The organism is Streptomyces luteolifulvus, assembly GCF_008806595.1.
Lineage (GTDB): Bacteria > Actinomycetota > Actinomycetes > Streptomycetales > Streptomycetaceae > Streptomyces > Streptomyces luteolifulvus.
The window spans coordinates 20,892-35,490 of the sequence record NZ_VZRB01000036.1; the positions used below are offsets into that span (position 1 = coordinate 20,892).

At 73.0% G+C, this 14,599-nt stretch carries 7 protein-coding genes; 5 read left to right on the forward strand and 2 right to left on the reverse strand.

Translation table 11 applies throughout. The features are described from left to right. Positions 1 to 219: 219 nt before the first annotated feature. Complete coding sequence (locus tag F7R91_RS42305) at positions 220 to 1,080, forward strand: ribosome-inactivating family protein (RefSeq protein WP_191971760.1); 861 nt, start codon at positions 220 to 222, stop codon at positions 1,078 to 1,080. A gap of 424 nt (positions 1,081 to 1,504) precedes the next feature. Continuing rightward, entirely contained in the window at positions 1,505 to 4,324 is a 2,820-nt protein-coding gene (locus F7R91_RS34225) for an AfsR/SARP family transcriptional regulator (RefSeq protein ID WP_225320946.1), read from the forward strand. Positions 4,325 to 4,600: 276 nt separating this feature from the next. Here F7R91_RS34225 and F7R91_RS34230 read toward each other — a convergent pair whose 3' ends face one another. Both F7R91_RS34230 and eccCa read right to left on the reverse strand, forming a co-directional pair. After that, the gene (locus F7R91_RS34230; RefSeq protein ID WP_150956099.1) at positions 4,601 to 6,979 is read right to left on the reverse strand and encodes a hypothetical protein; all 2,379 of its coding nucleotides are present in this window, start codon (positions 6,977 to 6,979) and stop codon (positions 4,601 to 4,603) included. Beyond that, positions 6,976 to 11,037 carry a type VII secretion protein EccCa gene (gene eccCa, locus F7R91_RS34235; RefSeq protein ID WP_456243074.1) on the reverse strand — a complete coding sequence of 1,354 codons (4,062 nt, stop codon included), beginning with the start codon at positions 11,035 to 11,037 and terminating at the stop codon, positions 6,976 to 6,978. Before eccCa ends, F7R91_RS34230 begins: the two co-directional genes overlap by 4 nt. Positions 11,038 to 11,220: 183 nt before the next feature. On the opposite strand from eccCa, the gene F7R91_RS34240 reads away from it, so the two are divergent. The 3 genes from F7R91_RS34240 to eccB all read left to right on the forward strand — a co-directional run bounded on the left by F7R91_RS34240 (position 11,221) and on the right by eccB (position 14,591). After that, positions 11,221 to 11,613, forward strand: coding sequence for a hypothetical protein (locus F7R91_RS34240; protein ID WP_150956103.1), 393 nt, complete (start codon positions 11,221 to 11,223; stop codon positions 11,611 to 11,613). A gap of 82 nt (positions 11,614 to 11,695) precedes the next feature. Further along, positions 11,696 to 13,075 carry a type VII secretion integral membrane protein EccD gene (gene eccD, locus F7R91_RS34245; protein ID WP_150956106.1) on the forward strand — a complete coding sequence of 460 codons (1,380 nt, stop codon included), beginning with the start codon at positions 11,696 to 11,698 and terminating at the stop codon, positions 13,073 to 13,075. Positions 13,076 to 13,133: 58 nt separating this feature from the next. Further along, entirely contained in the window at positions 13,134 to 14,591 is a 1,458-nt protein-coding gene (gene eccB, locus F7R91_RS34250) for a type VII secretion protein EccB (protein WP_150956109.1), read from the forward strand. Positions 14,592 to 14,599: the final 8 nt, after the last annotated feature.

The following is a 14,599-nucleotide window of genomic DNA, read 5'->3' on the forward strand; positions in this document are numbered from 1 at the left end:
CGTACGGGCCGTCCGCTCATCGGCGCCCGTGCGCCCTGCATCGGACTGCATCGCCAACTCCCCTCTCCATCAGGGAAGTTGAGGCGTGAACGAGACAAGAACAGCAGCCGGTCAGTGAACCTGTGCGGCCTGCTGCCTCTCTACGTGTCCGACGACCGTGTGCCGGTCAGGCGGGTGTCCGCCGCCCGGCGCGCTCCGACGAGACAAGGAAACAGATCCGTGGTCTTGCACCGCACACTGAGAAAGATCCTGACGCTGTTCGCCGCCCTGGTCTGCACAGCTGTCATGGCCGGTCTGGCTGCCTCGCCGGCCCAGGCCGACCCCCACCGGGACCTCACGCAGATCGACTGGAACATCACCAACCTGGACGAGGGGGGTGACGCCGCGGCCTCCGCCTACCACGGCATGGTCGGGCGGCTTCGTGACGTCAGCGGCCACCGCCTGGGCAACAACCTCATGGAGACGACCACACAGCCGGCCCGCGTGATCGAAGTACGGGTCCTGACTGCCGGGCACCACCTGCTGTCCCTGTACTTCTGGGCGGACAACCTGTACCTGGGCGGCTACTGGGAACCGCACGGCGGCCACTACCTCTTCAGTGACCTGTGGCCCGACCAGATGCAGCGCATCCTGGGCAGCCCCGACGACGTACACATGCTGCCGTGGGGCTCCAACTACTCAGAGCTGCCCGGCGGCAGCAACCGGGGCAGCTTCAACCTCGGCCCGCAGGGCATCTGGACCGCGCTGAACCGTCTGATGCGCTCGCACCAGCTCCTCCCCCAGGACCACCGTGACGTGGCCGCGGGAATCCTGCAGACCATCGCGGTCACCTCCGAGGCCGCCCGCTTCGGATACATCGAACGACTGGCCGGCGACAGCATCCGCAACAACCAGCCGACGCAGCTCGGCAGTACCGGCCTCGCCCTGGAGAACAACTGGAGCCGCATGTCGGAATGGGTACGCGGAGAACTCCAGAACCCCACCCGCCCCGACCTGGAGGTCGCCGGACACAGGTTCTCCTCGATCGGAGCCCTGATCGCCTTCGTGTACTACATGGAGATCAAACACCCCGGCTCCTGAACCAGCCCTGCGGCACACCAGCACCGGCACGGTCGAGCTGAGCGACGCGGCGAACGCTGCGCCGAGATCACGCGGGACGCCGGCGCACTCCGCGGTGCGGAAAGGCCACGGCGCGGGCACCTCCCTTTGCCCTGCTCGTACTCATGGGCGTGTGTGGCGCCCGCAATGGCGCCGTGCCAGATCACCGTGCGGCGCGGGCAGTGAAGGGCCGTGCCGCAGCGCCGTACGGGGTGGAGCACCAGGGCTTCTCCTGACCGTGATCGGAGGCATCTGGCCGATGTGCGCTTCGTCTCAGACTCCGTGGTCCACGCTCCACCCCAAACTCGTGGGTGCGAGCGTCGTCTACCGTCTGACGCGGGGCTCCGGACGGCATCCCGGCGAACAGACATCCGGCGGTGTCACAGCAGAAGAGGGTGGGGACGGGGTGGAGTTCAAGCTGCTCGGGACGGTGTCCGTCATGAGCGAGGGGGCCGAGATACCGATCGGACCGGTCAAGCGGCGCAGCGTCCTCGCCGCGCTCCTGCTGCGGGCGAACTCCGCCGTGCCGATGAGCCGGCTGATCGACGCGGTCTGGGAGGAGGAGCCTCCGGCGAGCGCCCGCACGGTCATCCAGGGCCATGTCTCACGACTGCGCGCGCTCTTCGACGAATACGCCGCTGCGGACCACGGTGTGGAACTGGCCACGCATGGGCAGGCGTACAAGCTCCGTGTGCCCCAGCCGCTGCTGGATGTGTTCCGCTTCGAGGAGCTCGTGCAGGGCGCCAGAGGTCACAAGCACCCCGCAGACGCCGTGCCGATGTTCCGTCAGGCACTGGGCCTGTGGCGCGGCCCCGCGCTGACGGGGACGGTGGCCAGCGCCCCCCTCACAGTCGCCGCCCATGCCCTGGAGGAGACCCGCATTGCCGTGGTCGAGCACCTCGCCGCGGCATACGGACGGCTCGGTGACCACGTCGCGGCGACGACGCTGCTGCGTGCGGAGTCCGTGGCGCATCCGCTGCGCGAGTCGCTGGTGGCGGCGCTGATGCTGGCCCTGAACCGGTCGGGCCGTCAGTCGGAGGCGATGGAGTGCTATCACCGGACGCGAGCACATCTCGGGGAAGAACTGGGAGTGGATCCGGGTCCGGAACTGCGGGCAGCGTACGAGGCCCTGCTGCGCGGCGTGCGACCGACCGAGCAGATCCTCCCCCTGCATGAGGGGAGTGCCGTCCGGTCCAGGCAGCCGGGCGGCCCCTGTGGCGCGGGCCTGCTCATGGACGGACCCGTCACCGCGTCGACCGAGGGCGTGGCCATGGAGCGGGCCTCCGACCCGGCCGCGGCAGAGGACGCCTCCGGCCCCCTTACCGTGGCTCTCCCGGCCCCGGATCTGCTTCCTCGGGCGCCGCGCGGATTCGTGGGGCGCGCGCCGGAGTTCGCCGCTCTCGACGCGGCGGTCGAAGCGGCCAGGCTCGCCCTGGTCACCGGGCCCGCCGGGGTCGGCAAGACCGCGCTCGCGCTGCACTGGGCGCACGAGCGCGCCGCGGCCTACCCGGACGGCGTGCTCTATGCCGATCTGCGAGGTTTCAGCCCGCACGACGGAGTCGAACCGTGCGACGTGCTGCGCGAGTTCCTGTCGGCGCTCGGAGTACCGTCCTGCCGCATCCCGGAGTCGCCCACCGCAGCCGCCGCGCTGTACCGCTCCGTCACCGCGAACCTCGCCCTGCTCGTGGTCCTGGACAACGTCCGCAGCGCGGACCTGGCCCGCCCGCTGCTGCCCGCCGGTCCCGACAGCGCCGGCCTGGTCACGTCCCGGCTCCGGCTCGGCGGCCTCGTCGTCACCGAACTCGCCCGTCCGGTCCCGCTCGACGTCCTCGGAGTCGACGCGTCCACCGCTGTGCTCGCTACGGCCGTGGGCGACACCCGGGTCGATGCGGAGCCGTCCGCCGCCCGGCGCCTCGCCGCCCTCTGCGACGGTCTCCCACTCGCCCTGCGCGTCACCGCCGCGCAACTCGCCGTCCGGCCCCACTGGCGCCTTTCCGACCTGGCCACGGAACTCGCCGACGAGCAGCGCAGGCTCGCGCTGCTCTCCGTGGACGGCTCCGAGGGCGCCGGCGCCCAGGGCGTCGCGGCCGCCCTGCACCTCACCGTCGAGAGGCTCCCGGAGGAAGCCGCACGGCTTTTCCGCCAGCTGGGCGTGCTACCCGGCCGGGACCTGGACCGGCACGCGGCGGCCGCCCTGCTCGACCGCGCACCCACAGTCGCCGCCGAAGCACTGGACCGGCTCTGCGACGCACACCTGCTCAGCGAGTACGCACCCGGCCGCCACACGCTCCACGACCTCGTCCGGCTCTACACCCGAGGTCTCGGCGCCGACGACGACGCGCTGCTGCGTCTGCTGGACCACTACACGCTCACCGCACTGGCCGCCGCCCGCGCCGCCGAGCCGGACGACCAGCCGTGCTGCACCATGCCGTCCAACGCCCGCCTGCCTCGCGGGGGCGCGCCGCTCTTCGCGGGCCGGGACTCCGCGCTCCTGTGGTACGCGGCCGAACGCGACAACCTCGCCGCCGCCGTCGCGGCGGCCCGCGCCGCAGGACACCACGACCGCGCCTGGCGACTGGGCATCCTCCAGTGGCCGTACATCCTGTGGAACGCGCACGACTGCTGGGCGCCGCTCCTGGAGGACGCGGTCGACTCGGCCGCCCGGGTCTCCGACCCCGGTGCCGAGTCCAAGGCCCGCGCGCTCATCGGCTGGGTGCTCACCCAGGAGAATCGGCTCCCGGAGGCGCTGGTGCACCTGCGTCTCGCCCCCTCGCTCGCCGCACAGGCCGGCGAAGTGTCCAGCGAGGCGACTGCCCTGGTCAACCTCGCAGTAGCGCTGGACAGGTTCGACGTGAGCGAGGAGTCCCTGGCCCACACCGCCAGGGCGGCCGCGCTCGTCCGGGGTACCGGGGATGTGATGACCGAGTTGCTGGCCCTTGAGCACCGCGCGCGTCAGCTGATCGCCGTGGGCGATCACTCCGGCGCGCTCATCTGCGCACGCGAGGGGCTCGCCCTCGACGGAGACACGGTCAACGGCCTCGTGGGCATCCGGCAGAGCATGCTGGCCGCCACCGCTGGAGCGGCACTGATGGCCCTTGGGAAGACCGTCGCGGGCAAGGCCATGCTTGCACGGGCCAGGCAACTGGCGTCGGCTCACGGGTACGAGGAAGGCGTACGCCGGGTGGAGGCCGTGCTCCAGCAGACCGGCGATACGTCGGCAGCATGACGTTGACCGGATGTCAGCGCAGCGGCAGCCAAACGGCTCAACCTGCGGTGAACCTGTGTGGAGCACGAGTACGGCCCCCGCATCCGTAGCCAAGCGCGACCGAGGCGGGCAGGCCGCCGAGCAGAGCCTGGGTGCACCCCCACTGCCCGCCGAGTCGCCATCCCCAACCCGCCCGTACCTGGGAGCCGTCCTCCGGTGGCCGCCCGTCCCGTAGTCAGCACTCCCTTGGCCCAGGTACCCATGAGCACATCCTCTCCACAGAACCGGAGATTCGCCTCACTCCAGGACCGCTCCGGGGGCCACATGAAAGCGGGTCGCGTCCGGGAGGGCGCGGCGGTCGTGGGATTCCAGCATGTCCCTGCGCTCGAACCATTCGCTCAGGCGGGTACGGGCCTGCTCGTCGCGTTTGCGGAAGCGGTCGTCCGCGCCGTCGGTCTCCGCGGACGAGATCTCGCGGAGCAGGACGCGGATCGGCGCCGTTTCGTCCTCCGCCAAGTGGAGAGCCAGGACGGAGAAGGCCGTGCCCGGAGGGAACACCACCTCCGGTTCGTCGTCCGTCCCGAGGAAGACGGACGTGCGGCGGCCGGTGGTGGACCAGATTCCGAATTCGACCGCGCCCTCCAGCTCCGCGTCGCACGCCGGGACGGCCGCCACCGCTGCGGGCTCGACGAGAACCGTGCCCGGCACGTACCGGTCCAGCGGCACCCGCTCTGCCGGGGCCGCGAGCATGACCGCCCCGTAGTGCCCCGGCAGGCGGCGCAGACCTGATTCCAGGCAGCGCAGTAGCGGGGTGAAGGGGCCGGGCGCGGCCGCCCGCGCGGCCTCGGCCAGTCCCGAGCGGGACCCCAAGTCGGGAGCGTCGGCCTGGTACAGGGCGATGGCGACCATGTCCGGCTTGAGGCCGTCCTGCGCCGTGGAGCGCAGCGAAGGCAGCCGGGAGGCCAGCAGCTCCGCCTTGCTGGCGAGGATGTGGTACTTCTCGCCCAGGAGTTCCCGGAGAGCCGCTCGATCGTCCGGGCCGCTGCCGCCGCCCGGTTTCGACGGGGGGACGGGCATCGGTGAGGTGCCGGGAGCCTCCCTCATCGCGGGCTGCGCCTCCTGCGGAGCCGGGGCCGGACTCGGGGACAAGGTGGGAGTCGCAACGCGTGCCGGGGTCGGAGCCTGCGCCTCGGTGATCGCTTCGTTCGCGGTCCGGGGCGGGACCGGTCCGGTACGGGGTTGGGGGGCGGGCTCGGGCGCCGGCGCCGGGCGGGAGTTCGTACGGCCCAGCCAGCGCAGGTCCAGTTCCCCCGCCCAGGAACGGGGCTGCTCCTCTTCGGACGCGTAACCGTGGAGCAGCAGTCCGCACGGCTCCGTCGCGCCCAGGTCCGGCAGCGCGGCCAGTACTCCGGGCAGTGCCCGCCGGACCTCGGGACCGACGGGTCGTTCCCCGTCGCCCACGATCAGGATCGGGCCGGCCGGGTCGGGGCGCACCGTACGGGGGCGCGCGTCCGGAGCCCGGTCCGCCGGGCGCAGCCAGAGTCCCGCCGGGACGAGTTCGATGCGCCAGCCCTCCAGGTCCGCGCACGCGTACGACGCCGGGGCCGTCGCCTCCGGGCCGGACAGCCGCAGCCACGCGGACGGCACCACGCGGTCGTGTACGGGCGAGGCAGCGAGTTCCACCAGGAGGGGCTGCCAGGTTGGCGTGCCCTGTCCGTCGAGGAACGTGGTGGCGTGGTCGTCGATCGTCCGTACGGGCAGGCCGATCGCCGCCCGCACCGTACGGTCGAGGCGGTCCGCGAGGGCCACCGCCATGACGACGAGGTCGGACGGGTCGGCCCACGGCGCGGCCAGGAGGAGGTGTCGCGCGCCGGCGGCATCCGCCGGTACCCGGTCCAGGAGTTCGGCGGCGGGCAGCGCGGGGCGGGCCGGTGTTCCCACACCCAGGAGGAAGGTGTCCGGGCCGACGCCGATCAGCGGCTCGACCGCCTTGGGCGGTTCTCCCAGCCAGATTCCACCCGGAACCGCGCGGCTGTCCTCCGCCGGATCCTCCCCCGGCTCCCCGGTCGGCGTCGCTCCGATTGCGTGCGCGCCGCCCTGGGACTCCGCCACAACGGGAACGGGCGGCGCGGGGGGTGGGAGCGGCTCCTCCGCCTCCGGGGCCTCCGCCTCCGGGTCCTCTTCTTCCTGCTCCTCTTCTTCCCGCTCCTCCGACTCCCACGGCTCCTGGGCCTGCGGTTCCGCCGGAGGCCACCCCGGGCCCAGTTCGTACGGTTCCTCCCCAGGTTCCGAAAGCCACCAGGTGCCCGTTTCCGCGAGGCGCAGCGTGCCGTCCGGTTCGACGCTGACCACGCCGTCCGGGGCGACCACCGTGAAGTCCGCCGCCTTGGCGACCCCCTGCACCGGGCGGCCGCCGCCGGGGCCCCGCGCGGCCAGGCCCGAAGCGGCGAGCACCAGGCGGGTCGCGCCGCGCTCCCCGGCGAGGGCCACCAGGTCCGGCAGGGCGCGGCGGAGGACCGGTGCTGCGTCCGGCGCTGCGGCCAGCACCAGGAGCGCACCGGGCAGCGGGGGCAGCCCGCTCAGCACGGGCGTCAGGGCGGCAGCCGTCTCCTCGGACGCGATCACCATGTGCGGGCCGACGGGGTGCGTGCCCGATGCGGGGGCGGACGTGGTCATCCGGGGTGTCCGTTCTGCGCGGTGCGGCCGTCGGGGTCGAGCAGCGGGGTCTGGAGTTGCACCGTGCGGCGGCGGGTGATGTGCAGCGCGCGTCCGGTGGGCAGCACCTTCGGCTTCGTGCTGCCGAAGAGATGACCCTCGGTGGGCGGGCAGGACAGCAGGACGGCCGGAGTGTTGACGTCCTGGAGCTTGCGCAGGAGCGGGTCGGACAGCCCGCGGCCGGCGCCGTTGGCGGAGCGGGCGACGATGATGTGCAGGCCGATCTCCGCGCCCTGGGCAAGGTTGTCGAGGACGGCCGCGAAGGGGTGGGCCGACAGCGAGCCGTTGACCAGGTCGTAGTCGTCTACGAGTACGAAGAGTTCCGGGCCGCTCCACCAATCGCGCAGCCGGAGCCGGTCCGGGGTGATGTCGGCGGCCGGGACGCGGTTGGCGATCGCTTTGCCCGCGCCGGTGATCATCTGGCGCAGCGGGTCCGCGGAGACCGCGTAGCCGAGGCGGTACTCCTCAGGCACGGTCTCGTACATCTCGCGGCGGAAGTCGGCCAGCATCAGGCGGCCCTGGTCGGAGGTGTAGGCGCGCATGATCTGGGTGGCGATGTGCTTGAGCAGGTTGGTCTTGCCGGTCTCGCTGTCGCCGACGACGATCAGGTGCGGGTCCTGGGAGAAGTCGTGCCACAGCGGCTGGACGTCGTTCTCCTCCAGACCGAGCGGGATCCGCAGGGAGCCGTGGGGCTCGGGGAGGTCGGCGGCGTCGAGGACGAGGGGAAGCATCCGGACCTCGGGGGCGCGCGGGCCGGTCCAGTGGTCGGCGACGACGTCGACCAGGTCGGCGACGCCCTCGCCGAGGTCGTGGACGGAGCCGACGCCGTCCATGCGGGGCAGCGCGCACAGGAAGTGCATCTGGTCGGCGGTCAGGCCGCGGCCGGGCATCTTGGGGACTTTGGCCGCCGCCCGCATGTTGACGACCGAGTCCACGGCGTCGCCCAGGCGCAGTTCGAAGCGGGTCTGCAGCTGGTCGCGGAGGGCGCCGGTGATCTCGCCCCAGCGGGTGGTGCCGACGAACAGATGGACGCCGTAGTTGAGTCCGCGCTGGGAAATGAGGGTGAGGGGCTGGACCAGGTCCATGAAATCCTGGCGCAGCGTGTTCCAGCCGTCGATGACCAGGAACACGTCTCCATGCGGGTCGTCGGGGAGTTCGCCCGCCGCCTTCTTGCGACGGAAGGCGGCGACGGAGTCGACGCCGAGTTCGGCGAAGTACTTCTCGCGGCGGGTGATGACCGCGTTGACCTCGGCGACGGTCCGGACGACCCGGTCCGGGTCGTGCCGGCCGGTGACCCCGCCGACGTGCGGCAGGCTGCGCAGGCTCGACAGGGCGCCGCCGCCGAAGTCCAGGCAGTAGAACTGCACTTCGGCCGGGGTGTGGGTGAGGGAGAGCGCCGTCATCAGGGTGCGGATGAGGGTGGACTTGCCGGACTGCGGGGCGCCGGCGATGCCGATGTGGCCGTCGGCGCCGCCGAGGTCGGCCACGAGCAGGTCGCGGACCTGCTGGAATGGCTTGTCCACGACACCGACGGGGACTTTGAGCGTGCCGCGCTCCTCGCCCCCGGCGGTGAAGCCGTGTTCGGGGTCGGGTCCGATCGGGGGCAGCAGTTCGTCCAGGGTCGGCGGCACGTCGAGGGGCGGCAGCCACACCTGGTATGCGGGGGGACCGGCGTCGACCAGGCGTTCGGCGGCGATGTCGAGGAGCGTCCGAGTCTCCTCGGCCGCGGTCTCCTCGTCCGGGTCGGGGGCGGCGGGCAGCACGCGCGGGGCCACGTAGTCGGTGCCGAGGGCGACGACCTGGCCCTCGATCACCGAACGCCGGGCGGCCGGGCGGCGCTTGGGCCGGTAGGTGCCGGAGACGTAGGCGGCCTTGAAGCGGGTGAGGGTGGAGATGTCGCTGCGCAGGTAGCCGTTGCCGGGCTGGGAGGGGAGCTGGTAGGCGTCGGGGACGCCCAGAACACCCCTGGACTCCATGGCGGAGAAGGTCCGCAGACCGATCCGGTACGACAGGTGGGACTCCAGCTGGTGCACGCGTCCTTCGTCGAGGCGTTGGGAGGCGAGCAGCAGGTGGACGCCGAGGGAGCGGCCGAGTCGGCCGATCATGACGAACAGATCCATGAAGTCGCGGTGGGCCGAGAGCAGTTCGGAGAACTCGTCGACGACGACGAAGAGGGTGGGCAGCGGGTCCAGCGGAGTGCCGGTGGCACGGGCGCTCTCGTACTCCAGGAGGGAGGCGTAGTTCCCGGCGGCGCGCAGCAGTTCCTGGCGGCGGATCATCTCGCCGTGCAGCGCGTCGCGCATGCGGTCGACCAGGTCGGCCTCGTCGGCGAGGTTGGTGATGACGGCGGAGGTGTGGGGCAGGCCGTCCAGGCCGAGGAAGGTGGCGCCGCCCTTGAAGTCGACGAGGACGAAGTTGAGGATCTCCGAGGAGTGGGTCAGGGCCAGGGCGAGGACGAGGGTGCGCAGCAGTTCGGACTTGCCGGAGCCGGTGGCACCGATCAGCATGCCGTGCGGGCCCATGCCGCCCTGGGCGGATTCCTTGATGTCGAGGTCGATGGGGGTGCCGTCGGGGCCGAGGCCGAGCGGAACCCGGAGCTTGTTGGACTGGTTGCGCCGCGCCCATTGCTCCTTGGCGTCGAAGCCGTACAGGTCGGGGATGCCGAGCAGGCCGGCCAGATCGAAGTCGGTCTCCAGGGGTTCACCCGCGTCGACACTGTCGCCGAGCCGGTACGGGGCCATGGCGGCGGCCAGCCGGGTGGTGGCGGCGGGGGTGAGGCCGTCGGGGACACCGAGCCGGGTGATCTCGTCCTTGCGGTTGCGGTCGGCGCCGACCATCTCCAGGGTGCCGGGGTCGTCGGGGGTGCCGGTGATCCGCAGCCGGAGGGTGAGTCGGCCGTGTTTCCACTCCAGGGTGGAGCCGACGTCGATGACGGTGGCATTGCGGTAGCCGCCGAGCGCGGCGCGATGGGGGGCGGTGAAGACGGCCCCGTCGAGTACGACGACGGTGTACGGCTCGTCGCGGCTGGGGGTGGCGTCGGGCTCGTAGGGCGGCCGGGCGCCGAACTCCTCACCGAGCAGCTGCTCCAGTTCGCCGATGGTTCCGGCGACGAGCCGCAGCGGCCCGGCGCCGTCGGTCTCGTGGGGGTGCAGGGCGTGCGGGAGCCACTTGGTCCATTCCCAGTGGGTGCGCCGGTCGGGCGCTGCGACGACCGCGATACGCAGTTCGTCGGGGGCGTGGAAGGTGGCCATCTGGGCGAGGATCGCGCGGACCAGGGCGCGGGACCGGTCGTCGTCGGGGCCGGCCCCGGCCTCGCCCTCGGTCCGGGTGGTCTCAGCGGCGGCCGAGGAGCCGGCGTCAGCGCCGGTGCGGATCAGGACGTGGGCGAAGCCGCGCAGATGGATGGCGACGGGCTGGTCGGCGACGGAGCCGTACGCGTGGATGAAGCGGCGCAGCGCGTGGGCGCTGAGCGGTTCGAGGTCCTCGACCGGTTTGGTGGCGAGCGGGGCGAGGCGCACGGCGAGGCGCTGGGAGCCCAGCGCGATCCGTACGTCGCTGAAGTCGGGGTGGGAGGAGCGTCGTTCCCACAGGCGCGAGGTCCGTACCAGGAAGGGCAGTTCGGCCGGGTCGGGGTGGCGCCAGGCCAGAGCCTCCTGCTGGCGGAGGATCTCCTTGCGCACCTGCTGCCGCATCTGTGACAGGTAGCGCAGGTAGTCGCGGCGTTCGCCGGTCAGTTCCTGCTTGCGGTCGGCGTTGCCGCGCATGATCTGGGTGACGACCATGCCGATCGCGGACACGGCCATGGTGCCCATGGCGATGTACGTCATCAAGCCGCCGTTGGGGCGCAGGAAGATGAAGACCATGGAGAGCGAGGACAGCGCCATCGGCACCATGGTGATGATGGTGCCCAGGCCGTTCTGCTTCTCGGGCAGGCCGGGGGGCTCCTGGAGCTGGATCTCGCCGTCCGGCATCTCGGGACCCGGCCGCCGCGGCGGGCGGTTGACTTGCACCACGGTCAACGAACAACGCTCCTCACGCCTGGCGGCCGATTCCGTGCGGTTTCCTCGTCAGTCGGGAACGGATGGGAGGTACGGAACGGTTCACCGCGTCCGTACGGTGACTTCGGGTGAACCCCGGCGGCGGGCAGGCGCGTTGACCACAGCGGCGAGGAGGGAGCCGAGGAACAGGGAACGGGGAACGGCGTGCGCGTGTACTACGAGAACGACGAGGACGATGAGGGGTGCGAGATGCGGGCGCTGCTGCGCGGGTGGCTGTCGGACGTCTGCCCTGAGGACGGGGATCCACTCGGCGGGGCCATCACCGGGCTGGACGTGCCGGAGGCCCCCGCGTCCGAGGTGGCGGACGTGCTCGCCCGGCTGCTCGGGCCCGTTTGCGGGGCCGACGCGCCGGAACCGGAGGCACGGCTGATCGCACGCACGCTCGTGGTCGACGAGCATCCGTCGGCGGCCCGCTGGAGCGGGAGCGAGCGGCGGTCGGTGGCCGAGCTGGCGGCCGTGCTCGTGGCGCGGTACGGCGAGGAGGGCGTCGAGGCGCTCGTGCGGGAGCTGCGGGGCGAGCCGCGTGCGGGCGGCTGAACCCGCTGCCGGGGCGCTTCCGTTCCCCTGTCCGCCGAGGGCGTTCCGGCCTCGGCGGGACAGCAGGAAGGACACGCGGACAGTGAGCGGTAGCGCGGCGGCGGGGCTGTGCCGGTTGAGGTTCCACGGGCCGCACAAGGTGGTGGAGCTCTCCGTACCGGCCGACGTGCCCCTGGCGGATCTGTTGCCGACCATCGTCGGCTACTGCGGCGACGACCTGGACGAGAGGGCCGTCGAGGCGGGCGGATGGGTGCTCCAGCGGCTCGGTGAGGAGCCGCTGGACGAGGAGCGGGCGGCGGAGGCCCTGGGGCTGCGCGACGGCGAGCGTCTCTACCTGCGGATGCGCCGCGAGGCGCTGCCGGAGGTGCACTTCGACGACATCGTCGACGGCGTGGCGTCCGGGCTGGAGCGGCGCGGCGGCGGCTGGCACCCCGCCCTCACCCACCACATGGCCCTCGGCGTCGCGCTGCTCGCGCTGGCGGGCGGTTTCGCCCTCCTGGCCCTCTCCGGCGGGCTCGGTTCGCTGCGGGTGGTCGCGGCGGCCGGCATCGGGGGCCTGCTGCTGCTCGGCGCGGGCAGCGCCGCACGGGCTGTGGGCGACGCGGGGGCGGGTACGGCGCTCGGTACGGCGGCGGTGCCCTATCTGGCGCTGAGCGGGGCGCTGCTGCCGGCCGGGGGGAGCGACCTGACGGCCGCCCGGCTGCTCGCGGGCGGTTCGGCGGCGGCCGGTGCGTCGGTCCTGGCGCTGGCGTCCGTGGCCTGTTCGACGCCCTTGTTCCTCGGGCTGCTCGTCACCTCGGTCACCGCGTCGGCGGCGGGGGCGCTCGTCCTGGCGGGGCTCTCGGCCTCGGAGACGGCGGGGGCGCTGGCCGTGCTCGTGGTGGCGTTCGGGGCGTTCCTGCCCGGCTTCGCCTTTCGGCTCTCGGGGCTGAAGCTCCCCGCACTGCCGCGCCGGGCCGCGGAGTTGCAGGAGGACATCGAGCCGTACCCGGCGCAGGACGTCGTGGACCGCAGCGCCGTGGCCGACGGCTATCTGACCGCCTTCCATGGGGTGACCGGCGCGGTGTGCGCCGCCTGCCTCACGCTGCTGGCGCCCGCGCCCGGCTGGGCCGCGGCGGCGCTGGCCGCCGTGCTGTCGCTGCTGCTGATCCTGCACGTCCGGGAGGTCGGCTCCCGGTGGCAGCGCCTGGCCCTGATCCTGCCTGGCGTGTACGGGCTCACCCTGCTCGCGACCGGGTGGGCGCTCTCTTTCGGCCCGACGGGCCGGCTGGGTCTGCTGACGGGCCTGGTGGCGGCCGCCGCGGCGCTCGCGATCATCTCGTGGACGTTGCCGGGGCGGCGACTGCTGCCGTACTGGGGGCGGGCCGCCGACCTGCTGCACAGTGCGCTGGCGCTCAGCCTGATCCCGCTGGCGCTGACCGAGGCCGGGGTGTTCGCGTGGGCGCGCGCGCTCAACGGTTGAGCGGCGCGCCCGCGAACACGCCCGGCCCCCGACGTACCTTTCCCACCGAGGAGTTCACATGCAGTCCAGACGCGACCAGGTACAGGCCCACCTGTTCGTGATGAGCAGGCTCGGGGCCGGGATGCTGCGGGGCGAGCCCGACGCGCTGGACCTCGCGCCCCGGCGGACCACCCGAGGGGTGCGTTCCGGACTGTTCATCGCCGTGATCATCGCCCTGGTCATGGGCCTGTACGGAGCGATCAAGCCGGGCGGCGCGACGGGCTGGGCCAAGCCGGGGACCCTGGTGGTCGTCAAGGAGACGGGCGCCCGGTACCTGTTCGTCGGCGGGGAGCTGCGGCCGGTGCTCAACCAGGCCAGTGCCCGGCTCGTGGCCGGGGACAAGATGACCGTCACGCAGGTCGGCCTGAGCTCGCTCGGGGCGGTGCCGCGCGGCGGGCCGGTGGGGATCGTGGGCGCGCCGGACGGGCTTCCGGCCGCGTCCGCGCTGGACCGGGACGACTGGCTGGTGTGCGGTCTGATCCAGGCCACGGCGTCGGGGCGGCCCGGCCCGGTGGTCGCGGTGGCCGTCGGCTCGGCGGGCGCGGGTCGGGCGCTGGGCCCCGGTCAGGGGGTCCTGGTGACCGACTCGGACGGCACCGAGCACGTGCTGTGGCAGGGGAGGCGGCTCCGGTTGGGCGCGGGCACGGGTACGGCGCTCGGCTACGGCAGGGCCACCCCGTTCCCGGTGGCGGCGTCCTACCTCAATTCCCTTCCCGCGGGCCCCGATCTGGCCCTGCCGGAGATCGCGGGGCGTGGCACGGCCGGTCCCGCTCTGGCCGGGCGGGAGACCAGGATCGGCCAGCTCTTCACGGGCCCGGACGGCGAACCGTACGTCCTGACCCTCAAGGGCCTGGCGGCGCTCGACCGCACCCATTTCGAGCTGCTGCGCGGCGACCCGCGCACGCAGCGCGAGGCTTACGCAGGGGCGCCGGCGACCGCCGTGGCGGTGGGCGCCGCCGATCTGGCCGCCCACTCGGCGCCGGCCGGGACTCTGCCGAACGCGGGCCTTCCGGCGACGCCGCCGAAGCTGGTGGAGCCGGGTGCCGGGCAGGGCGTGTGCACGGCGGTGCGGCCCTCGGCGGACGGCGGGCCCGGCACCCTGGTGACCGTGACCGACGCGGCGGCGGTCGCGGGCCGGCCGGTGACGCCCCAGCCGGGCGTGACGGCGGCGTGCGGCATGGCGGACCTGGTCTCGGTGCGACCCGGGGGCGGCGCGCTGGTGCGGGCGCTGTCCGGGGCGGGCGCGGCCGGGGCGACATACCTGGTCGCGGACAACGGTGTGAAGTACCCGCTGCCGACACCGGAGTCCGTGAAAGCCCTCGGCTACGCGGGCGCGACGGCGATGGGGGTGCCCGCGACGCTGCTGACCATGCTGCCGTCGGGGCCGGCCCTGGATCCGTCGGCGCTGGCGGCGGCGGGGGTGGTCGACGCGACGGTGGGCGTTCCGGCTCCGGTCTGCCCCGGTGCGAAGTCGTAGAACGCGAA